The 21,605-nt window shown below is 70.1% G+C and carries 22 protein-coding genes and 1 pseudogene; 13 read left to right on the top strand and 10 right to left on the bottom strand.

Going from position 1 to position 21,605, the window contains the following annotated elements; translation table 11 throughout:
* Nucleotides 1-4 precede the first annotated feature (4 nt).
* The 3 genes from RPQ07_RS07980 (at nt 5) to RPQ07_RS07970 (ending at nt 2,026) form a co-directional block, all read left to right on the top strand.
* Nucleotides 5-682: a potassium-transporting ATPase subunit C gene (locus tag RPQ07_RS07980; protein ID WP_313943366.1), complete on the top strand. Its 678-nt coding sequence runs from the start codon at nt 5-7 to the stop codon at nt 680-682.
* Between the two features lie 151 nt (nt 683-833).
* On the top strand, nt 834-1,397 hold the full coding sequence (locus tag RPQ07_RS07975) for a hypothetical protein (protein WP_313943365.1): 564 nt from the start codon (nt 834-836) through the stop codon (nt 1,395-1,397).
* Nucleotides 1,398-1,741: 344 nt separating this feature from the next.
* Nucleotides 1,742-2,026 carry a DUF6896 domain-containing protein gene (locus RPQ07_RS07970; protein ID WP_313943364.1) on the top strand — a complete coding sequence of 95 codons (285 nt, stop codon included), beginning with the start codon at nt 1,742-1,744 and terminating at the stop codon, nt 2,024-2,026.
* Between the two features lie 121 nt (nt 2,027-2,147).
* Here the strand turns inward: RPQ07_RS07970 and RPQ07_RS07965 are convergent.
* Nucleotides 2,148-2,669: pseudogene (locus RPQ07_RS07965) on the bottom strand (transposase); the annotation flags it as partial.
* A gap of 297 nt (nt 2,670-2,966) precedes the next feature.
* Between RPQ07_RS07965 and RPQ07_RS07960 the strand changes: the two are divergent.
* From RPQ07_RS07960 to RPQ07_RS07930, 7 genes are all read left to right on the top strand, one after another.
* Nucleotides 2,967-3,992 (top strand): hypothetical protein, encoded by a 1,026-nt coding sequence (locus tag RPQ07_RS07960; protein WP_313943363.1) that lies wholly within the window; start codon nt 2,967-2,969, stop codon nt 3,990-3,992.
* Nucleotides 3,993-4,075: 83 nt separating this feature from the next.
* A complete protein-coding gene (locus RPQ07_RS07955; RefSeq protein WP_313943362.1) occupies nt 4,076-4,273 on the top strand; it encodes a hypothetical protein in 198 nt (65 codons plus the stop codon).
* Nucleotides 4,270-4,542, top strand: coding sequence for a hypothetical protein (locus RPQ07_RS07950; protein WP_313943361.1), 273 nt, complete (start codon nt 4,270-4,272; stop codon nt 4,540-4,542). Before RPQ07_RS07955 ends, RPQ07_RS07950 begins: the two co-directional genes overlap by 4 nt.
* A gap of 97 nt (nt 4,543-4,639) precedes the next feature.
* Nucleotides 4,640-6,340, top strand: coding sequence for a S8 family serine peptidase (locus tag RPQ07_RS07945; RefSeq protein ID WP_313943360.1), 1,701 nt, complete (start codon nt 4,640-4,642; stop codon nt 6,338-6,340).
* Nucleotides 6,341-6,393: 53 nt separating this feature from the next.
* The gene (locus RPQ07_RS07940) at nt 6,394-6,714 is read left to right on the top strand and encodes a hypothetical protein (RefSeq protein WP_313943359.1); all 321 of its coding nucleotides are present in this window, start codon (nt 6,394-6,396) and stop codon (nt 6,712-6,714) included.
* A gap of 55 nt (nt 6,715-6,769) precedes the next feature.
* Nucleotides 6,770-7,453, top strand: a complete 684-nt coding sequence (locus RPQ07_RS07935; RefSeq protein WP_313943358.1) for a hypothetical protein — start codon at nt 6,770-6,772, stop codon at nt 7,451-7,453.
* Nucleotides 7,410-8,423, top strand: a complete 1,014-nt coding sequence (locus RPQ07_RS07930) for a peptidoglycan-binding domain-containing protein (protein ID WP_313943357.1) — start codon at nt 7,410-7,412, stop codon at nt 8,421-8,423. The genes RPQ07_RS07935 and RPQ07_RS07930 overlap by 44 nt, the downstream gene beginning before the upstream one ends.
* Nucleotides 8,424-8,921: 498 nt before the next feature.
* Here the strand turns inward: RPQ07_RS07930 and RPQ07_RS07925 are convergent, their stop codons facing one another.
* On the bottom strand, nt 8,922-10,061 hold the full coding sequence (locus tag RPQ07_RS07925) for a magnesium and cobalt transport protein CorA (RefSeq protein WP_313943356.1): 1,140 nt from the start codon (nt 10,059-10,061) through the stop codon (nt 8,922-8,924).
* A gap of 208 nt (nt 10,062-10,269) precedes the next feature.
* On the opposite strand from RPQ07_RS07925, the gene RPQ07_RS07920 reads away from it, so the two are divergent.
* Nucleotides 10,270-11,406, top strand: coding sequence for a winged helix DNA-binding domain-containing protein (locus RPQ07_RS07920; RefSeq protein WP_313943355.1), 1,137 nt, complete (start codon nt 10,270-10,272; stop codon nt 11,404-11,406).
* Between the two features lie 50 nt (nt 11,407-11,456).
* Here the strand turns inward: RPQ07_RS07920 and lysA are convergent, their stop codons facing one another.
* The 6 genes from lysA to RPQ07_RS07890 all read right to left on the bottom strand — a co-directional run bounded on the left by lysA (nt 11,457) and on the right by RPQ07_RS07890 (nt 16,661).
* Complete coding sequence (lysA, locus tag RPQ07_RS07915; RefSeq protein WP_313943354.1) at nt 11,457-12,794, bottom strand: diaminopimelate decarboxylase; 1,338 nt, start codon at nt 12,792-12,794, stop codon at nt 11,457-11,459.
* Nucleotides 12,795-12,812: 18 nt separating this feature from the next.
* Nucleotides 12,813-13,253, bottom strand: coding sequence for an SAV_915 family protein (locus tag RPQ07_RS07910; RefSeq protein WP_313943353.1), 441 nt, complete (start codon nt 13,251-13,253; stop codon nt 12,813-12,815).
* A 225-nt stretch (nt 13,254-13,478) separates the two neighbouring features.
* The gene (cpt, locus tag RPQ07_RS07905) at nt 13,479-14,009 is read right to left on the bottom strand and encodes a chloramphenicol phosphotransferase CPT (RefSeq protein ID WP_313943352.1); all 531 of its coding nucleotides are present in this window, start codon (nt 14,007-14,009) and stop codon (nt 13,479-13,481) included.
* A 169-nt stretch (nt 14,010-14,178) separates the two neighbouring features.
* Nucleotides 14,179-14,823 carry a LysE family translocator gene (locus RPQ07_RS07900; protein WP_313943351.1) on the bottom strand — a complete coding sequence of 215 codons (645 nt, stop codon included), beginning with the start codon at nt 14,821-14,823 and terminating at the stop codon, nt 14,179-14,181.
* A gap of 149 nt (nt 14,824-14,972) precedes the next feature.
* The gene (locus RPQ07_RS07895) at nt 14,973-15,728 is read right to left on the bottom strand and encodes an SDR family oxidoreductase (protein ID WP_313943350.1); all 756 of its coding nucleotides are present in this window, start codon (nt 15,726-15,728) and stop codon (nt 14,973-14,975) included.
* Nucleotides 15,729-15,833: 105 nt separating this feature from the next.
* Nucleotides 15,834-16,661 carry a helix-turn-helix transcriptional regulator gene (locus RPQ07_RS07890; protein ID WP_313943349.1) on the bottom strand — a complete coding sequence of 276 codons (828 nt, stop codon included), beginning with the start codon at nt 16,659-16,661 and terminating at the stop codon, nt 15,834-15,836.
* Nucleotides 16,662-16,760: 99 nt separating this feature from the next.
* Between RPQ07_RS07890 and RPQ07_RS07885 the strand changes: the two genes are divergently transcribed.
* The gene (locus RPQ07_RS07885) at nt 16,761-18,437 is read left to right on the top strand and encodes an AMP-binding protein (RefSeq protein ID WP_313943348.1); all 1,677 of its coding nucleotides are present in this window, start codon (nt 16,761-16,763) and stop codon (nt 18,435-18,437) included.
* Nucleotides 18,434-20,041: an AMP-binding protein gene (locus RPQ07_RS07880; RefSeq protein ID WP_313943347.1), complete on the top strand. Its 1,608-nt coding sequence runs from the start codon at nt 18,434-18,436 to the stop codon at nt 20,039-20,041. Before RPQ07_RS07885 ends, RPQ07_RS07880 begins: the two co-directional genes overlap by 4 nt.
* Before the next feature lie 169 nt (nt 20,042-20,210).
* Here RPQ07_RS07880 and RPQ07_RS07875 read toward each other — a convergent pair whose 3' ends face one another.
* Together RPQ07_RS07875 and RPQ07_RS07870 are read right to left on the bottom strand one after the other, a co-directional pair.
* Nucleotides 20,211-20,717 carry a GNAT family N-acetyltransferase gene (locus RPQ07_RS07875; RefSeq protein WP_313943346.1) on the bottom strand — a complete coding sequence of 169 codons (507 nt, stop codon included), beginning with the start codon at nt 20,715-20,717 and terminating at the stop codon, nt 20,211-20,213.
* Between the two features lie 82 nt (nt 20,718-20,799).
* A complete protein-coding gene (locus RPQ07_RS07870) occupies nt 20,800-21,519 on the bottom strand; it encodes a hypothetical protein (protein WP_313943345.1) in 720 nt (239 codons plus the stop codon).
* Nucleotides 21,520-21,605 lie beyond the last annotated feature (86 nt).

The following is a 21,605-nucleotide window of genomic DNA, read 5'->3' as shown; positions in this document are numbered from 1 at the left end:
CGTCATGAACAACTCTGTCGGCAGCACGGCACGGCTGATCGGGGCAGGGCTGCGCGCCCTCCTCGTCCTGACCGTCGTCTGCGGCGTGATCTACCCGCTCGCCATCACCGGGGTCGCCCAGGCACTCTTCAACAACAAGGCCAACGGGTCCGAGGTGTCCTCGAACGGCAAGGTCGTCGGCTCCGAACTGATCGGGCAGACGTACAACCTTCCGCCGAAGAACCCCAACGACCCGGAGGAGGCCCCGGCCCCGGACCTGAAGTGGTTCCAGCCGCGCCCGTCCAACGGCCTGGGCAGCAACAGCGTCAACACCCAGTACTCGCTGATTCTCTCCGGAGCGACCAACCGTTCGGGCGACAACCCCGAGCTGATCCAGTGGGTCAAGGACGCCAAGGCCGCGGTGGTCAAGGACAACTCCACCGCCACCTACAAGGTCAAGCCCTCCGAGGTCCCGGCAGACGCCGTCACCTCCTCCGGCTCCGGCCTGGACCCGGCCATCTCCCCCCAGTACGCGGAGCTCCAGGTCCACCGGGTGGCCGAGAAGAACAACCTCGACGTCGGCAAGGTCGAAAAGCTGGTCAAGGACCACACCGACGGCCGAACCCTCGGCTTCATCGGCGAGCCGACGGTGAACGTCCTCGAACTCAACATCGCGCTCAAGGAGCTCACCGGCGGACACTGACCGTCGCCGGACAACGTCTGCGGCCCGCACCCTGACAGGAGGGTGCGGGCCGCAGAACCATGTGGACCGGGTCAGCCGCCGCAACCGCCGTTCACCGTCATGTGGTCGATGCCGTGCAAGCTCTGACGTCGCCGAGAAGGGCACGCACCACATGTCCGTCGACCAGGCGTCCGGGGACGCAGCGGTACGCCACCTGTACGGGGACGCGTACTCGTACGTCGCCACCGGTCCGCGCCGCAACGAGGACTCGACGCTCGACGTCCTCGCGGTGATGTCCCGCACTGCCCCCGACCCCCGGGGCTGGGCACGCATCGACGACCCGGCGCAAACTCCGGAGGGCCAACGGTTCCCCACGTACCCGTTCATCATCCGGCCCACGGAGTACGTCACGCCGCGCCTCAAGGAGATCGACCGGGAAAGTGCCGAGAACCTGCTCCTCGCCCTCACCGAGGGCGGCTGCACCCTGGCCAACCTCCAGCACTTCACCGAGTCCGAGAGCGAACTGCGCGCGATGGCGCGAACGATCGTCGAACGGTACGGGGACGCGGCCACCTGTCGCACCAACGTCAGCATGACCGGCAGCGCGCCCGGCACACTCGACTTCACGCTGAACAGCCTGGAATACAGTCCGATGACCCACTACACGGAGGACTGCGGCCTCGTCGTCATGTCGGACACCGAGGTCGGCCTGTTCTGGACCTTCAACGACCTCTGACTCGGCCGCCGATCCCGTGCAGGCCCTTCACCGCCGGCTCGCTCGGGACATGCGGTCCCGGTTCACCGTCGAAGCCGCCTGGCCCACCCGAGAGGAGCCCGTGGGCCGGGTCCCAGTTGGAGGGCGGGCTGCCGGCCGGGCGCGGACCCGTCGAAGTCCGCGCGGCACGCGTGGTTTCATACCTCTGACCGGCACATAAGCACCGTCGGTGGGAGAGTTGGCGGGCTTCGACCCGCGTATGGTCCGGATCTTACTGATCGCTTCAGAATGCCGTCCTGCGGAGACGCCGGCGGCCCCATGGACCAATTCGCCGGCCACGGACGGGCTCAGGGGGATGGCGCGGTATGGAACGGGTGGGGGCTGCACGAGACCTCGTGCTCGGCTACGTACGCGCTCTGAGCGCGATTGATGAGGCCATGCGGGTCGCGATCCCCTCGCTTGAGCGCATGGCGGACGTCGTCGGCCTGGCCCGTTCGCGCCGGATCAGGCGGAGTGATCACGTCGGCGCCTACTCCTACATGGTTCATGGGGCGGGCTGCCGCTTCGTCAGTGACAACGACACTGAGGTCGATGTGGACTTCGCAGTCGACGGGAGTGAAGTCTTCGACCTTTGGCGGCTGCGCTGTTAGGGACTGAGCCTGCCGGACACGGTTGACGTCACGGATGAGGAGCTGTGGTCCGCAGTGCGGTCGCTGCAACCGCTTCTGCACGAGGTGAGGCCGGGGTGGTTCCGGGTAGCCCACTGATCGCTCAGGGTGAGGTTCGTAGGCGGCGGAGGCATATGAGGTTGCAGGTCAGTTCGAGCAGGCCCTGGTGGAGATCGGCGACGCATCGTTCGTACCGGGTGCGGAGCCGTTGAACTGGTGCAGCCAGGCAACAGCGCGCTCGACCACTCAGCGCACCTTGACCAGTCCGCAGCCGTGGGCGACGCCGCGTCGGTGACGGCGAGCGGGGTTCCGTGACGGTCGACGATCAGGTGGTGCTTGGAGCCGGGACGGGCGCGGCAGACGGATGAGGGGCCGACGTGACCCCCCTTTGAGGGCCCGGACGCGCGATCCGTCCACGGAGAAGTCGTCCAGGGTCCAGCAGGTCGGCGCGGCGAAGCTCGCGCGGCAGGGCGGCGTGCAGGCGGGGCCGGAAGCCGGCCTCGGTCCAGTCCCGCAGTCGGCGTCAGGCCGTCACACCGGAGCCCCCCATGGTCTCCGCCGGGACGTCCCGCCATGCCGCACCGGTCCGCAGCACGAACAGGACACCGGCGGATTCGCTGACGTCTCGTCGGGCGTGTGCCCAACTGCCCATTTCTCACGAGAACCAGAATGCAATTGCATTCCCGGCAACTCGCATTCGCATGAGGGGCGTTGGCGCAACCTCTAGCCGACCTGGCGCAGAGAATCTCTTCAGAGAGGAAACGTTTTTTCATCAACTGCTGCGTATTCAAATAAAATTGTTACTTCGTCAACTATCTGCTGTTGCGGCGAATTGGAGGCGCAGTTAGTGTCGAAATGCCCCAAAATGGGATGAACGGCGTGCCCTGGGTCGACTCAGTGGCACAAAGAGAGGACGGACATCATGACGACTCCCAATGGCGGTCAGGCCACCGCTGCCCACGCTCTCGGCAATGCGCTCGGGCAGGGAATGCCCTTCTCCGCCCAGAGTGCGGGACAGGCCTCGCCTCAGCCCTCGTCACCCCAACAGCAGCAGATCGACCCGCAGTTCCTCCCCATACTCGCCGCTCTGGCGCCGGTGATAGCCAGCACTGCGCAGAGCATCATCAGTAGCCTGGGTGCGCAGCAGGGTCAGCCGCAGGGTGTGGGGGCGGCGCAGCCGCAGAGTGTGAGCCCGCAGTTCCTCCCGGGGTTCCCGGGTTTGGCGCTGCCGTTCGTGCCGAAGCCGGAGAACCTGATCAGTGGAATCGGCAAGATCTTCGGGCTGAGTGCGCCCGAGGGTCAGCCGCAGACGGCCGCCGCTGGGGGCCAGTCGCAGCAGATCGACCCGCAGTTCTTCGAGCTCGTCAAGTTCCTGCCGGGCCTGGTGGAGGTCGTCGGCGACGCCGTCAAGAGCCTGAGTGCGCCCCAGGGCCAGCCGCAGACGGCCACCGCTGGGGGCCAGTCGCAGCAGATCGACCCGCAGTTCCTCCCCATACTCGCCGCTCTGGCGCCGGTGATAGCCAGCACTGCGCAGAGCATCATCAGTAGCCTGGGTGCGCAGCAGGGTCAGCCGCAGGGTGTGGGGGCGGCGCAGCCGCAGAGTGTGAGCCCGCAGTTCCTCCCGGGGTTCCCGGGTTTGGCGCTGCCGTTCGTGCCGAAGCCGGAGAACGTGATGAGTTCTATCGGCAAGATGTTCGGGCTGAGTGCGCCCGAGGGTCAGCCGCAGACGGCCGCCGCTGGGGGCCAGTCGCAGCAGATCGACCCGCAGTTCTTCGAGCTCGTCAAGTTCCTGCCGGGGCTGGTGGAGGTCGTCGGCGACGCAGTCAAGAGCCTGAGTGCGCCCCAGGGCCAGCCGTCCTACGCGCAGCCGCAGAGTGTGAGCCCGCAGGGCTACGGGGGCACGGCTGGTGACATGTACAACAAGCTCCGATCTCAGATGGCCGTGTAAGCGTGGGCACCGCAAGCCTCACCGGGGCGGGCCCCGTGCTCTCGCCCGAATCCCGGGACGTCGTGCAAGGCATGTGTGCGGGAATGCTCCGCCGGATCCATCTCTGGCTGCAGCGCGCTGTGCTGGACGTACCGCAACTCGCGGAGGTCGTACCCACGCTCAGGCAGGCAGCCAGGCTGTACGGCGAGGGGCAGTACGAGGAGTGCCTCTCGCACGTGATGGCCGTGGGGCGGAAGCTCGAGGAATCACGTGCCGCGCAGCCGACACTGCCGCCGCTGTGAGCCCTGACATGGAGCTCGGGTCGGCCGGCGGCCGACCCGAGCAGCCCCGCCTCCCGCACATCATCGGCGCCGGCGACCCGGCGGTACTGCGCCTCCTCGCGGCCGAACTGGCCCGTGATCCGGAGGTGACCGTCCGCGGACACCACGGCTCCGCCGAGGAACCGACCCTTCTCCTCACCGATATGACAGCCGCTCACGCGGAGGTGCTGCGCCGAGCCCATCCCGCGGTGACGATCGAGGTCGACGCGCCGCTCGAACCGTACGCGTAGCCCTCTCACCGGGGACCCATGGCGGAGCACCTCGACATGGCGACGCCGTGTCCCCCGACTTCCCCCTCGACACCGCGCCAGGAAAGCGGAGACACCCATGAGCGAGTTCAGCCCCGACACATCGGAACAGGAACGCGAAGTGCAGGAGCGCCCCCTGCGCTGGCTGGTGGCACCACTGCCCGGTGCGGTACTGCCGCAGGGCGTGAGCCCCGTGCCGCCCGAGTCGGTCTTCGACCGTCTCGCGGCCGAAAGGGACGTCCAATTGTGCGGGCACATCGTGCCCGGTGAGCGGCTCCAGACTCTGTCGGAAGGCGACGCGTTTCCGGAGGTCGGGATCTTCACGATGACGGAGGAGCGGGCCCGCCGACTCAACCAGGACGTCGAGATCCACGTGGAGCGCGACCGCCGGCTGATCTACGGCATGCCCGTGGCGTCCTCGGACGACGCCCTGGTCGTGCAACCCGCAGCCGTGCCACTCCTGGCAAGCACGCTCAGCCTCGCGTTCTCCGTCCGGGGCAGTGACGGCACTCCCGTGCCACAGGCGACGGTGTCACTGAGAGGGTCTGCGTGGCCCGCCCAGGGCGTCACCGGGCCGGACGGACGCGTCGTCATCTCCGTCAACGGCGAAACCCCGGGATCTATCGACGCGGTCTACGTCAAGGCCGAGCAAGGGCACTGGGACCGCTGGCTGATGCGACCCCAACTGGTCACTGACGGGGACAACGTGGTCACCCTGGTGCGCCTGGACCAGACCGTGCCGGACTTTCCCGGCCGCCAGATGTTCGGCTGGGGACAGCGGGCGATGCACCTCGATCGCATCCCGCCCTCGTACCGCGCCCATGGGATCAAGGTCGCGGTCATCGACTCGGGCATCGCCACATCCCACCCCGACCTCGCCGGTCGTGTGGTCGGCGGTGTGGACGCGGCGGAAGGCGCGGACTGGAGCGTCGATGTCATCGGGCACGGAACGCACTGCGCGGGCACGATCGCAGGTGCCGACACCGGTACGGGAATCATCGGCTCTGCCACGGAAGCCGAAATTCATGCGTGCAGGATCTTCCCCGGTGGACGCATCAGCGCCTTGCTCGCCTCTCTGGACTACTGCATCGAGCACGACATCGATGTGGTCAACCTCAGCCTCGGTACCGGGGAGCACTCGCCGCTGGTCGCACAGAAGATCGCGGCCGGCCGCGGCATCGGCATGGCGTGCATCGCCGCATCCGGGAACAACGGCACGGACCAGGTCCTCTTTCCGGGATCACTCGACACCGTGCTGACCGTCGCCGCCATGGGCAAGAAGGGAGAGTGTCCGGAGGACAGCTCCCACGCCTTCCAGGTGTTCGGCGAGCCCACGGCCGAGGGCTACTTCTCCGGCAAGTTCAGCTCCCACGGTCCGGCGGTCGATGTTTGCGCGCCGGGAGTGGCGGTCATCTCCTCGGTACCGCCGCAGGGGTACGCCGCGCAGGACGGGACGTCCATGGCCGCCCCCCATGTCGCGAGCCTTGCCGCTCTGGCACTGGCACACCACCCGGATTTCCAGGAGCAGTTCGCCACCCGCAACGAGGCTCGGGTGGAGCGGCTGTTCCAGATCCTGCGGGACAGCTGCGATCCGCTCGACTTCGGTGACCCGCGCCGCTCCGGTGCCGGGATGCCCAATGCGGTGCGCGCCCTCGGGCTGGAGTCCGGCACGCTGCTCGGCGCGGCCGCCGCGCCGGAAACCGGGAGCTTCACCCGTTCGACCGCCGCGGCGGCGGTCGAGGAACTCGGACAGGAACTCGCACGAATCGGCATCTCCTGATGGCTTCCCGCCGCTGACGGCCGGGCCGCGTGCACGGACACGAGGAGGACAGCATGGACGGGACGGGCGACCGGACGGAGAGCAGGATCCAGCAGATCCGGGCATGGGCCGGCCTGCTCGTCGTAGGCCTGGGCGACCTGGCCATTTCGGCGGCCGCGATCTGGGGCGTCACCCATGTGGACGGCTCCGAAGCCGTTGCGGTCCTCACCAGCGCGTTCACGGCGATCAGTGCCATGACGACCGCGTACTTCGGCATCCGAGCCGCGACGAATGCGGCCCAATCCGGCGGGGCTCAGCCCTTGGCGCCTCTGGGCCCCCTGTCGGCGCCCCCAGCGGCCCCTTCGCCGGTCGGCCGTGCGACGAGTGGCCCGTGACCTCGGGGACATCCAACGCAGGCCACACCGCTGCGACTCGAGGAAGGTGTTTCCCATGTCATGGAGAGTTGCGCGGTGCCTGGATGTTCTGCTGCGCCAGATCGACGGGAGATTCCCCCACCGCGACAGGGCGAGCGACGGGGCGATCGGGGACGCCGACCACCAGAAACGCGACAGCGACCACAACCCCTGGTACGGGCCGGGCATCGTCACCGCGAGGGACTTCACCCACGACCTGGTGAACGGAGTCGACATCGGCCCCTTCACCCGTGAACTGGCAGACACGCGGGACCGGAGGATCAAGTACATCATCGCCAACGGGCTGATCCTGGACTCGCGGTCATGGCAGTGGAATCCGTACCACGGCGACAACCCGCACACCCGGCACTTCCACCTGTCCGTCGTGGCCGATCCGGTCTGCGACGACACCAGCCCGTGGGCCGTCCCGACGCTCGGTGAGGTGCCGAGCGAGGGGGGCGACGACGCGAACCGGGCGATGTTCACGACCTGGGGGACGTCGGTGAACGTCCGCGCAGAACCGCGTCTGGACGCTGCCGTCGTGAGGCTCCTGCCCGGGCCCACTCGGGTCCATGTCCGGTGCCAGACGCATGGCGACCTCGTTCGTGCCGCGGGCCTCACCAATGACGCCTGGTCCTTCGTCCCGGACCTGGGCGGTTACGTGTCCAACATCTTCGTTGACCATCCCGACGCCTGGCTGCCGGGTGTCGACGAATGCTGAGCAGGGTCGTCCCACGGGACGACGCCGAGAGGAGCCCGCGATGCACCAGAGCGTGAGAGAAGCGTTCATGCCGTTCAGCAAGCCGCTCGAGGGCCGCCTCGATTTCATGTACCTGGACGTGAAGGGCCTCGTGTCCACTGGCGTGGGCAATCTGCTGGATGCCGACGACCCGTCGGCATTCGGCAGCAACCCGAACCCACTCCCGGATATTTTCACCCTGGACTGGTTCGACAAGGACACCGGCGTACTGGCGGACCGGGCCGAGATCGAGGAGGAGTATCGAAAGGTCAAGTTCAGTGGCACGTCCCTGGCGACGACTGATCAAAAGGGAGCCGTGACACGGCTGCGGACCTCTCAGCAGGCCATCGACGCGCTCGTGACGCGCAAGCTGGACTCCTTCGAGAACTCCCTGCGGGGACGTGACATGTTCGCGGGGTACGACGGTTGGCCGGCCGACGGTCAGCTCGGCCTCCTCAGCATGGCCTGGGCCATGGGCCCTCTCTTCCGCTTTCCGAAGTTCCAGGCAGCTGCCGCGTCCGGGGACTGGCTGACCATGGCGCAGGAGTGCAGGATGACGGAGGCCGGAAACCCGGGGATCATCCCGCGCAACGTGAGAAACGGCCTGCTCTTCACGCTTGCCGGATGGGTGACGACTCTTCCGGACGGTGATCACGGCAGGCTCGTGTTCGACCCCGTGCGCAGGCTCGACGACTGGATGCGCTCAGGGGATCATCCCGTTCCGCTGAACCTGACGATCGGGCTGCAGAAGGCACTGGAGACACTCGGCTTCGACCCCAAAGGGCTCGACGGAATCATCGGGAAGGGGACCCGCGCCGCCCTCACAGCATTTCAGGCCTCGCTGGCGCTCACGCAGACGCCTGGGGTGTCCAGCGTCACCGACGTTCCGCAGGAAACCATGGTCGCACTGCGGGCCGGTCTCGACGCCAGAGGAGTCGCCTGCTTCCCCTGAGCAACGCTGCCGGTTCGGCCGGCTCCGGGCGTTCACGCAGCCGTTCGAGAGCGGCGTCCGTCAAGCGCTCGCAGCCTGCTCGGGCTGCAGCAGGCCCCAGTTGTTGCCGTACCAGGTCCTCGAAGACCGCGACCGATCCGTACGGCTCGTGCCGCAGGCGGCACGGGCGGGCGGACCACCACCCAGCGCGTGGAATCCGCGTGTCACCGTGATGTGCCAGCTCCATGTCACTGTCGCGCGGCTGGAGTTGGGGACGGCATCTGTCGTCGGCTCCGGCCTGAACCAGCCCAACGGCAAAGGAATTCATCACCGCACGACACAGAAGGAGTACGAAGGTTCTGCACGACGTACGGCAATGCCGGGCGGGCGAACCAACGTCGGTCGAGGCGGGAGAATCCGTCGTCACCCTTGTGCGTCGGCTCGGACACTCCAGCCCGACCATCACCTGCCGCGCTCGGGGCTCTGCCCTCTCGCGGTGGTGGCCCTCGCCGTGATCACTCAGAGCCAGTGACGCCGTTTGAAGATGAAGTACAGGCTCGTACACACCAGGCCCATCAGACCGATGGCAAAGGGATAGCCGAACCCCCAGCCCAGCTCCGGCATGTTCTCGAAGTTCATCCCGTAGATCGTGCCGACCAGCGTCGGGGCGAAGAGGATGGCGGCCCAGCTGGAGATCTTCTTGATCTCCTCGTTCTGCTCGAAGCCCGCCTCCGCCAGTGCCCGCATCTCCGCGTTCTGCTGCTGCGTGACCAGCGTCGCGTTCACCGTGAGGATGTCCGAGAGCGCCTGGCGGAAGCCGTCGACGCGCTCGCTGGTGTGGGTCACGTGGTCGGCTACGTCCCGCAGATAGCGCTGGAGTTCCTCGTCGGTGCCGTACTTCGCGAAGCCGGCCATCAGACCGTGCAGCATGCCGACCAGCGGACGGGTGGCCCGCTGGAACTCGACCATTTCCCGGGACAGTTCGTAGATGCGGCGGGAGACCGCCGGGTCTCCGCCGAACACCTCGGTCTCGATCTCGTCGATGTCGTTCTGCACACCCGTGACGACCGGGGCGTACCCGTCGACCACGCTGTCCAGGATGGCGTACAGCACCGCTTCCGGTCCCAGCGCCAGGAGTTCGGGGTTCTCCTCCATACGGTGGCGTACCGCGGACAGGTCCGGGGCCGCGCCGTGGCGGACCGTGATGAGGAAGTCCTTGCCCACGAACACATGCAGCTCGCCGAAGTCGACCTCCTCCTGGGCGTCGAGATAGCGCGCGGCGCGCAGGACCACGAAGAGCGTGTCGCCGTAGCGCTCCAGCTTGGGGCGCTGATGGGCCTCCATCGCGTCCTCGACGGCCAGTTCGTGCAGGTCGAACTCTGCGGCCAGCGACAGGAGTTCGGCCTCCGACGGGCGGTGCAGTCCGATCCAGGCCATGCCGTCGGGGTACTCGTGCAGCTCGCGGTAGGTCTCGGCGAGCGAGTCCGGGGTCGAGACACGACGGCCCTCGCGGTACAGCGACGCCTGGACGACGCTGCCCTGGTCCTTGTGCACCGGCCCGGCGCCGGGGGGCTCGGTGCCCGCACCGTTCTGCGGCGGAGAGCCGCCCGGGGGCTGGGGCCGGCGGCGCCACTGGGGTCGCTTCGGCGTCAACGGCATCGGCGTCTCACCTCCCACGTCGGTCGGCGGCGCGCAGGGAGACGTGCGCCGCCACGGCCTCGGTGCAGGATATCCACGTCGCATCGGCGGGTACGACCGACAGGCGTCCGTGGCGCCGCCGGGGGAGTGTCCCCGGGCGCGGCATCACACCCCCACCGCACGCCCTTGAGGACCGAAGGTGTCCGCAAGTCTGAGTAGCGTGTGGTCCATGGCCCCGAAGACGACGCATCCCGTGATCGGCAGGCGCGCCCTCAACCGCGCCACCCTCGAACGTCAGCTCCTGCTGCGCCGCGCGCCCCGTTCGGAGATGTCCGTCAAGGGCGCCGTCGAGCACCTCGTCGGCCTCCAGGCGCAGAACGTGAAACCGCCGTACTACGCCCTCGCGGCGCGGCTCGACGGCTTCCGCCCCGAAGAGCTCTCCGCGCTGATGGCGTCCCGCGAGGTCGCGCGCCTGGTCACCCTGCGATCCACCATCCATACGCACTCCGCGGACGACTGCCTCAGCCTGCGGCCGTTCGCCCAGGCCGGCGGCCCCGACCGGGAGCTGAGGATGTTCCAGTCCCGCGGCGGGCTGGACGGGGTCGATCCCGACCGGCTCCGCACCGTCGCCCGCGAGGTGGTCGAGGAGGAGCCGCGGACCCTGGGGCAACTGCGCGAGGAGCTGCTGAAGCAGTGGCCGGACGCCGATCCCTTCTCCCTGTCGGTCGCCGCCCGCTGCGTACTGCCCCTGGTGCAGATCACGCCGCGCGGCGAGTGGGGCCGCAGCGGTCAGGTCGTGCTGACGACGGCCGAGCGGTGGTTCGGCCGGGAGTCGTCGCCGGCGGCGTCCGCCGACGAGGTCGTACGGCGGTATCTGGCCGCCTTCGGGCCCGCGTCGGTCAAGGACATGCAGACGTGGTGCGGGCTGACCCGGATGCGGCAGGTCTTCGAGCGGCAGCGGCCCGGCCTCGTCGTCCTCCAGGACGAGAAGGGCGTGGAGCTGTTCGACCTCCCGGACGCGCCCCGGCCCGACGAGGACATCCCCGCCCCGCCGCGCTTCCTGCCCGAGTTCGACAATCTGCTGCTCTCGCACGCCGACCGCAGCCGCGTGGTGGCCGACGACCACAAGAGCCTGACCTGGCGCGGCAACCAGGCGTACTCCACGCTGCTCGTGGACGGCTTCCTCGCCGGGATCTGGCGGTCGGTGGAGGAGAAGGACACGGTGAGCCTGACGATCCAGGCCTTCGGGAAACTCAGCCGCGCGCAGCGCGACGCGGTGGCCGCGGAGGGGGAGTCGATGCTCTCCACCCTGTCCACGGCCACCGCGCACGACATCCGCTTCGGGGACGTTCTCGGTACGTCCTGATCGGAGCCCGACGTCCTCATCGGCCCTGAGTCCCGCTCAGTACGTCCCGGTCAGAGGCCGACGTCCCGGCTGCGGTGGTCGTCGAACGTCTCCCGGCGGACCAACAGCCGCGACCGGCCACCCGACACGGCCACCACCGGCGGCCGCCCCGTCATGTTGTAGCCGGACGCCATCGACACCTGGTACGCGCCCGACGCCGGCACGGCCAGGACGTCCCCGGGCCGTATGTCCTCCGGCAGTTCCACCGCCTCCGCGAGCACATCGCCCGCCTCGCAGTGCCGGCCGACCACCGTCGTCGCGCGCATCGGGGCGGCCGAAGCGCGCCCCACCAGGCGGACGGTGTACCGCGCCCCGTACAGCGCAGGTCTCGGGTTGTCGCTCATTCCGCCGTCGACCGCCACGAACACCTGCCCGCCGGTCCGCTTGACCGCCAGCACCCGGTAGAGGGCGATGCCCGCGGGAGCCATGATCGAACGGCCCGGCTCCACCGTGAGGCGGGGCAGCGGATAGTCGAACTCCGCGCAGCTGCGCACCAGTTCGTCGTTGATGCGACGGCCGTACGCCGCCGGAACCGGCGCCGGGTCTCCCGGCAGATACGCCACGGCGAAGCCGCCGCCGAGGTCGAGCTCGGGCAGGGTGATCCCATGACGCTCGCGGATGCGGGCCATGAAGGCGACCACCCGCCGCACATTCTGCGCGTACGGCTCCGGGGAGGAGATCTGCGAGCCCAGATGGCTGTGCAGACCGGTCAGTTCGAGCCGTGGCTGCCCGAGGATGCGGGCGATCGCGTCCTCGGCGTCGCCGTCGGCGATGGACAGGCCGAACTTCTGCCCCTCCGCGCCCGTACGGATCTTCGCGTGGGCGCCCGCCTCGATGCCGGGCAGTACGCGCACCATCACCTGCTGCGCCCCGGGTCCCGTCACCTGAGCGGCGAGCCGGGCTATCTCGCAGTCCGAGTCGATCACGATCCGGCCGACGCCGAGCCGCAGCGCGGTGCGCAGGTCCTCGGGCGACTTGGCGTTGCCGTGCAGCACGATCCGCTCGGCGGGGAAGCCGCGGACCGCGGCCAGCTCCAGCTCGCCCGCGGAACAGACGTCCAGGCCGAGGCCCTCCTGCTCCATCCAGTCGACGACGGCCCGGCACACGAACGCCTTCGCCGCGTAGACGACTTCGGCGTCGGGCAGGGCGCGCAGCCACGCACGGGCCCGGGAGCGGACCTCGTCCTCGTCGAGGATGTAGGCCGGGGTGCCGTACCGTTCGGCGATCTCGGTGAGCGGGACTCCGCCGACCGCCACGTCGCCCCCGGGTGCGGAGACGGCGGACACGGGCCACACCGAGGGTGCGGCGAGTTCGGGTATCGACACCGGTACTGCGGGGATGGCAGTCATCCGTACACCTCCAGTGGTTCAGTCGAGGAAAGCGTGGACGGCGGTGACCGCGGTCCACACGAACGCGGTCGCCCCGGTCACCCGGAGCACTCCGACCGCGTCGGGGTCCCAGCCGCCGCGGCGCGGGCAGGGCTGGACAGCGGGGGGAGCGGGCACCCGCCGGGGCGCCGGTGCGGAGAGCTGGGGGTCGACCGTCACGAGCGTCACGCCCAGCGGTTCGGCGAGCGTGCGCAGCGCGGGCTCCGCGAGGCGGATCCACTGCTGCTCGTCGCCGAGGACGGCGAGGAGCCGTTCCTTGCTGGTGAAGCCGACCGCGGTGCGTACGCCGAGCGGGGTGCGCACGAAGCGCAGCTGGTGTCCTCCGGCAGAGCCGAGCCGAACCGGCACGTAGAGCGGCCCTGCCGGGCGGCGTTCGTCGGGGTCGGCGGTGTCCGCGTCCTCACGGGTGAGGGTGTTCATCATGTCCTCCGCTGGGGGAGTCGAGCGCTTTCCTGACCCCTCGAAGCTATGCCCGCCCGGACAGGGAACGGCGGTTCCCTGACGCGCTGCTGATCGTGCGGAGCCGCTCTTTGACGCGTCTTTGGCGGGGTGACCGGAGGCGATCACCCGGTGTCATGGTGCGGAACGCGGACAGCCACCGACGGACCTCACGCGACCGGTACCAATCGAGCGCCGACGGCGCTCTCACCCGACCCGAGCGGCAATGGCCCGCGCGCACTCCATGGACTCGGTGTGCGTCGTGTCCACCTCCAGGTCGTAGCGGACGCCCGCGTGGACCAGGTCCGCCTGCGCCGCGGCCATCCCGGCGATCCGGTCGCCCCGCGCCACCTCACGGCCCGCAGCGACAGTGCTCTCGCACCGCACACCGACCCACAGCACCGGCAGTTCGCCCGCGGCCCGCTGCCACCGCTGCTGCGACGCCGCTCCACCGAGGAACACCTCGTCGACGACGACCCGGGCGCCCGCCCGCGCCATCGCGACGACCCCCTCGATCCACGCCGCCTCCACCGCCCGGAACGCGTCCCCGACGTGCACCCCGCCGTCCGCCGCGAAGTCGATCCCCGCGCCGGACGTCCGCAGGGACGCGGGCATCGCGTCGACCAGCGTGTCGACCCCGAGGACCAGCCAGGGATCCGGCAGGACCGCCTGAAGGCACCGGGCGATCCCCGACTTCCCCGAGCTGGAACCACCGTTGAGAACGATCAGCTGAGTCATCGCGCCACAGTAGGGGCGGCGACGCCACGGTCAAAAGGGATTACGGGCAGGCCGTACGACGGCGGCTACAGGCGCCTCCCGGTCGGTCCGCGCCGCCCCTGGCACCGTCGGTCCGCGCCGCGCCGGGCACCGTCGCCGTCGGTCCGCGCCGCCCCAGGCGCCGTCGCCGTCAGTCCGCGCGGCCCGTCGCCGCCACCGTCACACCCAGCCCGATCATCGCGAACCCGCCCGCGCCGCCCACCAGCGACAGCCGCCGCTCGGAGCGGGCGAACCAGCCGCGGGCCGCGGCGGCACCCAGACCCCACAGCGTGTCGGTGACCAGACCGATGCAGATCGGGACCAGTCCCAGCAGCAGCATCTGCGCGGGCAGACTGCCTGCCGAGTGGTCCACGAACTGCGGCAGCACCGCGGCGAAGAAGACGATGCCCTTGGGGTTGGTGACGCCGACGAGGATGCCGTCCACGACGGTCCGCACATCGCTGCGTGCGGGGCCGGCGGGTGCCGACATGTCGGAGACCTTCATGTCCCTGCGGTGCCGGAAGGCCTGGATGCCCAGGTGGATGAGGTAGGCCGCGCCGGCGAGCTTCACCGCCATGAACACGAGGACGGAGCGTTCGACGAGCGAGCCGACGCCCAGGGCGACGAACACCACCAGCGCGTACGAGCCGACGACATTGCCCAGCGCCGTGGCCACCGCGGTACGGCGGCCGTGCGCGAGCGCCCGCCCGATCACGAACAGCACGCTCGGGCCGGGAATCACGATCACGAGGAGGGACATCGCGGCAAAAGCGAGGAAGCGTTCGGTCGACACCATGGGCGTCATTCAACCCGACGGCGAGGAGGCGCCTCCAGGGCCGGGATCCGCCCCTCTGCTGTGACCCGGACCACGGACCGACGCGTCACCGGCGCGGTACGGCGCGCGGCGGTGGTGTCACCGTGGTGTGTCCACCGGCCCGCGGCGGCTCACCGTGCCATCCAGCCGCCGTCCACGACGAGCACATGCCCGTTCACGTAGTCCGCCGCCGACGAGGAGAGGAAGACGACGCTGCCCGCGAGGTCCTCCGGGCTGCCCCATCGGCCGGCGGGGATACGGCCCAGGATCTCGGTGTTCCGCTCAGCGTCCTCACGCAGGGACTCGGTGAAACCCGTGGCGATGTAGCCCGGCGCGACCGCGTTGACCTGCACCCCGCGCGGGCCCCACTCGGTGGCCAGCGCCTTGGTCAGACCGGCGACCGCGTGCTTGCTCGCGGCGTACGACGGCACCCCGACACCGCCCTGGAACGACAGCAGCGACGCCACGTTGACGATCTTCCCGCTGCCGCGCGCCGCCATCGCCGTGCCGATCTCCCGGCAGAGCAGGAACACGGCGTCGAGATTGACCGCGAGGACACCGCGCCACTCCTCGTAGGCGGTGTGCTCGGCCGGTGAGCGGTGGATCGCGCCCGCGTTGTTGACGAGGATGTCGACGGGCCGCCGGGCCAGCAACTCCCGCACCGCGGACGGGATCGCGCTCGGTACGGCCAGATCGAGCACCAGCGTCTCGGCGTCACGGCCGAGGGCGCGCACCGCCTTCTCGGTCTCCTCCAGGGGGCCGCCGCGGCCGGCGAGCACCAGATCGGCTCCCGCCTCCGCCAGCCCCAGGGCGATCGCCCGGCCGATGCCGGAACGGGCGCCCGTCACCAGCGCCGTACGTCCTTCCAGTGAGAACAGCCCGCTCATCGCCACTCCTCGGTCGTGCTCGCACGGCTCCTACCCGCAGGGTCGGGACCCACGCGGCGCGGACCCGCGACGCTCGTGCCTGCCCCGAGGCCCCGGCGGATCACCTCACGGCAGCAGACCCGCGCGGCGTGCCGCCACCACCGCCTCCGTCCGGGTGTGCGCACCCAGCTTCCGCATCGCGGCGCGCAGATACCCCTTCACCGTCTCCTGTTTCAGACCCAGCCGCTCCGCCGCGCCCGCGTTCGTCGCGCCCGTGGCCACACACGCCAGCACATCCAGCTCGCGGGGCGCCAGGGCGATCGCGGGGTCCGCGGACCGGCCGCCCGTGGCAGCCGCCAGCCTGCCGCAGACCTCCAGCAGCGACGCGCGCAGCGACGGATCGACGACCCGCGGCGCCAGCGCCCGCAACTGGCCGTGCGCCTCGCGGACCTCCTCCCATGCCCCGTGCCCCGCCGCCGGCTCCTGTGCGAAGGCCAGGAGCTCCCGCACCTCGTCCCGTACGACCAGGGTCTGCTCCACCTCACGGGCCGCGGCCACGGCGGCGTCGAAGGTCCGGTCGCCCAGCGGCACCGGCCGGCGCAGGGCGGCGTACAGGACGCCCCGCACCTTGCGGCGTACGACGACCGGTACCGCGAGCACCGAGCGCAGCCCTTCGGTGGAGACCGCCGCGTCGTACTCATGACTGATGTGGCGCGCCTCGCGGTAGTCGGTCACCGCGCACGGCCGGGACAGCGCCATGGACTTTCCGCCGAGACCGTTGCCCGCGCAGATCGCCAGCCCGCGCAGCGCACCGGTCTGCGCCCCGCTCAGTTCGGCTATCCGCAGCCGGCGGCTGTCGTGCAGCAGACCGCCGAACGCGATGGGCAGCCCGCTCGTCCGGCGCAGCCGCAGCAGCGCCGCTCGCATCTCGACCGCGTCGGCGGGCTCGGACACTGCTCATCTCCCTCGGCGGTTCACCCCCGAAAGGGGGTAGTGAGACCTGGGTCACTGATTACACGATGCTACGCAGTGGTGCGGCAACGAGGAGGACACATGGCGGCAAGCGGTGCGACGGAGGAGTTCCGGGCGGCACGGGACTTCCTGCTGCGGTACCGGGACGACTACGCGGCGGCCTACCAGGGCTTCGTCTGGCCGCGCCCCGAGCGGTTCAACTGGGCCCTCGACTGGTTCGACGTGATCGCCGAGGGCAACGACGCCACGGCGCTGCACATCGTCGACGAGGACGGCACCGAGACCCGGATCTCGTTCGCGGAGATGTCCGAGCGCTCGGACCGGGCCGCGAACTGGCTGCGTGCCCAGGGCGTCGGACCCGGCGACCGCATCGTCGTCATGCTGGGCAACCAGCACGAGCTGTGGGAGACCGCGCTGGCCGCCATGAAGCTGCGGGCCGTCGTCATCCCCGCCACCCCCCTGCTCGGTCCGGTCGATCTGCGCGACCGCATCGAGCGCGGCCGGGCCTCGCACGTACTCGTACGGTCCGAGGACACGGCCAAGTTCGCCGAGGTGCCCGGCGACTACACCCGGATCGCGGTCGGCGCGGAGACGGCGGGCTGGCTCCCGTACGCCGAGGCGTACGACGCCGATCCCGGCTTCGCACCCGAAGGGATCACCCGCTCCGACGACCCGCTGATGCTGTACTTCACCTCCGGTACGACCGCCCGGCCCAAGCTCGTCGAGCACACCCATGTGTCGTATCCGATCGGGCATCTCACCACGATGTACTGGATCGGGCTGAAGCCCGGCGACGTGCATCTGAACATCTCCTCGCCCGGCTGGGCCAAGCACGCCTGGTCCAATCTCTTCGCTCCCTGGAACGCCGAGGCGACCGTCTTCATCCACAACTACACGCGCTTCGACGCGGGCCGTCTGATGGCGGAGATGGACCGAGCCGGTGTGACCAGCTTCTGCGCACCGCCCACCGTGTGGCGCATGCTGATCCAGGCGGACCTCGGCCAGTTGCGGACCCGGCCGCGGGAGGTCGTCGCGGCGGGGGAGCCGCTGAATCCCGAGGTCATCGAGACGGTACGGCGCGAGTGGGGCGTGACCATCCGGGACGGCTTCGGGCAGACGGAGACCGCCGTGCAGGTCGCCAACAGCCCCGGCCAGCTGCTGAAGGCCGGTTCCATGGGCCGGCCGTGTCCCGGCTACCGGGTCGAACTGCTCGACCCGTCCACCGGTGAACCCGGCGCCGCGGAGGGCGAGATCGCCCTCGACCTGTCCGCCCGGCCCGTCGGCCTGATGACCGGATACCACGGTGACCAGGAGCGTACGGACGAGTCGATGGCGGGCGGCTTCTACCGCACCGGCGACATCGGCGCGCGCGACGGGGACGGCTACATCACCTACATCGGCCGCTCCGACGATGTCTTCAAGGCGTCCGACTACAAGATCTCGCCGTTCGAGCTGGAGAGCGCGCTGCTGGAGCACGAGGCGGTCGCCGAGGCTGCCGTCGTGCCCGCCCCCGATCCGCTGCGGCTCGCGGTCCCGAAGGCGTACGTGGTGCTGGCCGAGGGCTGGGAACCGGGACCGGACACCGCGAAAGTGCTCTTCGAGCACTCGCGTGCGGTCCTCGCCCCGTACAAGCGCATCCGCCGCCTCGAGTTCGCCGAGCTGCCGAAGACGGTCTCCGGCAAGATCCGCCGGATCGAGCTGCGCGAGCGTACGGCCGAGGGTTCGTCCGCCGAGTACACGGAGGGAGACCTGCGATGAGCCTCTCCTACGCCCACGGCACGGGCACCACGGCACTGCTCGGCGACACCATCGGGCGGAACCTCGACCGGGCGGTCGCCGCGCACCCGGGCCGCGAGGCACTCGTCGACGTGTCCTCCGGGCGTCGCTGGACGTACGCCGAGTTCGGCGCGGAGGTGGACCGCCTGGCCCGCGGGTTCATGGGGGTCGGTGTCGCCAAGGGCGACCGGGTCGGGATCTGGGCGGTGAACTGCGCGGAGTGGGTGCTCGTGCAGTACGCCACCGCCCGCATCGGCGCGATCATGGTGAACATCAACCCGGCGTACCGGGCGCACGAGCTGGAGTTCGTCCTCCGGCAGGCGGGTGTCTCGGTGCTGTGCGCCTCCCAGCGCCACAAGAGCAGCGACTACCGGGCGCTCGTCGAGCAGGTACGGGCGGACTGCCCCGGTCTGCGCTCCGTCCACTACATCGGCGACAGCTCCTGGGACGCGCTGACCGACGCGGCACCGGCCGTCTCGGACGAGCAACTCGCTGCGCGTGAGGCGGAGTTGTCCTGCGACGACCCGGTCAACATCCAGTACACCTCGGGCACCACGGGCTTCCCCAAGGGCGCGACGCTGTCGCACCACAACCTCCTCAACAACGGTTATTTCGTGGGGGAGATGATCGGCTACACCGAGCAGGACCGGGTCTGCATCCCGGTGCCCTTTTATCACTGTTTCGGCATGGTCATGGGGAACCTCGCGGCCACCTCGCACGCCGCGTGCATGGTCGTCCCGGCGCCCTCCTTCGACCCGGAGGCGACCCTGCGCGCGGTCGAGGACGAGCGCTGCACCTCGCTGTACGGCGTGCCGACGATGTTCATCGCCGAACTGAACCTTCCCGGCTTCGCCTCCTACGACCTCACCTCCCTGCGCACCGGCATCATGGCGGGCTCGCCGTGCCCGGTGGAGGTGATGAAACGGGTCGTCTCCGAGATGAACATGGCCGAGGTGTCGATCTGCTACGGCATGACGGAGACGTCCCCGGTCTCCACCCAGACCCGCCGCGACGACGACCTGGAGCGCCGCACGAGCACCGTGGGCCGGGTGCTGCCCCATGTCGAGGTCAAGGTGATCGACCCGGCGACCGGGGTGACGGTGCCGCGCGGCGAGGCGGGCGAGCTCTGCACCCGCGGCTACAGCGTGATGCTCGGCTACTGGGACGAGCCGGAGAAGACCGCCGAGGCGGTCGACGCCGGACGCTGGATGCACACCGGTGACCTGGCGACGATGCGCGAGGACGGCTGTCTCCAGATCGTCGGCCGGATCAAGGACATGATCATCAGGGGCGGTGAGAACGTCTATCCGCGCGAGATCGAGGAGTTCCTCTACAGCCACCCCAAGATCGCGGACGTGCAGGTCGTCGGCGTCCCGGACGAGAAGTACGGCGAGGAGATCCTGGCCTGCGTCGTCCCCCGCGACCCGGCCGATCCGCCCGCCCTGGAGGACATCGCCGCGTTCTGCCGCGAGCGCCTGGCGCACTACAAGGTCCCGCGCCGGCTGGAGATCCTCGACAGCTTTCCGATGACCGTCAGCGGCAAGGTGCGGAAGATCGAACTGCGTGAGCGGTACGCACGGGGCTGAGAGCCTGTCGGGTGATCTTCGATCGGGAAGCGGACGCGGTCTGGTGCGTGCGATTCCAAGGCGCCGGGATGCCCTTGTAGCGGAGCTACTGGGGCATTTCGGCAACGCGGGAAGGGTGCGTGCCAGGGTGTGGACGCCCGGTCAGAGGTCACCCGACAGGCTCTGAGGCTCACAGCTCCCGGCGCATGCACACCCGCGGCCAGCGGTCGAGGCCGCTCTCCTTCTCCGCGCGCCTGATCCGCCGCAGGCCCTCGGTGAGCTCCGCCTCGTCGAGGACCCGGAAGCCCAGGCGCGCGTAGTAGGGGGCGTTCCACGGGACCTCGGTGAACGTCGTCAGGGTGAGCGCGTCCAGGCCGCTGCCCGCGGCCCGTACGCCGAGATGGTCGATCAGACCGCGCCCGAGCCGCCGGTGGGCGGCGGCCGGGTGGACCGAGACCTGCTCGACATGCGCGGTCCCGTCCACCTCGTCGTGGATCAGATAGGCGAGGGGGTGGCCCTCGTCGTCGGCGGCCACCCAGGCGCGGCCCTCGCGACGGCAGTGCTCCAGCAGGTCCAGCGCCGGAGGCTCGTCGTCGGCGATCGCCGCCATGCCGAGGGAGCGGAACGGTTCGCCGGCCGCCCTCTCGATGTCCTGGAGCAGGGGGAGTTCGGCGGCCGCTGCCGGTCGGATGCCCATGGGGGCAGTATGACCGAACGCCCTCGTGCCTTCCGGGGCGGGTGCCGGACCGAGGCGCCGAGCGGTCCACGACCCGCGGACCCTATGCGCCCGTGGAGACCAGCGCGTCCGCCGGGCCGTTGACCGGCTGCGGACTGCCCGTGAGGTCCATGACGAACAGCGGGACGCCCACGCCGTCCGCTCGGGATCTGGCGTCGTGCTCGTAGCCCGCGAGGGAGAAGAAGACGGTCGCCGCCGAGGCGCTCATACCGCTCAGCCACAGGCACTCGACATCGCGCAGGGTCGCGGGCCGCGTGGACGGGTCGACCCGTGCGATCAGGCCCTGGGCGCGCAGATCCGTGCCGGACGCGGGCCGCGTGTCCGGCTGGACCACATCGCGGAACCCGAGCCACTGGAGATAGCGCGTCGCGGCCGTCACCGCGTCGCGCGCCGTACGGATGGTGACCGGGCGGAACGAGGGCCGCGGCACGGTCGCCGTGCGGGGCAGGGGTATGCGCGCGGGCGGCTCGGGGAAGGAGCGGCCGGCCGGGACGGGGGTGCTCACCGGGCGCACCGGAATGCGCAGCACGGTGCCGCAGGGGCAGCCGAGCTCCGGCTGCGGCCACTGGTCCTGCCGCCCGCACTCCGCGCAGCGGACGGTCACCCAGTCGTCGGTCCAGGTGCGGTGCGTGATGCGTTCCGGCGGGGCCGCGCGCACCAGCGGCGGCGCGAGCGGCGCGCCGCATGCGCACGGATACACCGGTGAGGCGAACAGATGGTCGCGGCGGCAGCACGGGCAGCGCACCGGGACCGGCTCGGCCATTACTTCCCCCTTGGTCTGTCCTGCTGCCGTCCATCGTCCATCAAGAGCGGGGCCTTGGGGAGGGACTTCGGGCATCCCTTGACGAC

Origin of the sequence: Streptomyces sp. AM8-1-1, assembly GCF_032229325.1 — a bacterium.
In the GTDB taxonomy this organism is placed as follows: domain Bacteria; phylum Actinomycetota; class Actinomycetes; order Streptomycetales; family Streptomycetaceae; genus Streptomyces; species Streptomyces achmelvichensis.
This window is presented reverse-complemented; position numbering and strand designations above follow the sequence as displayed.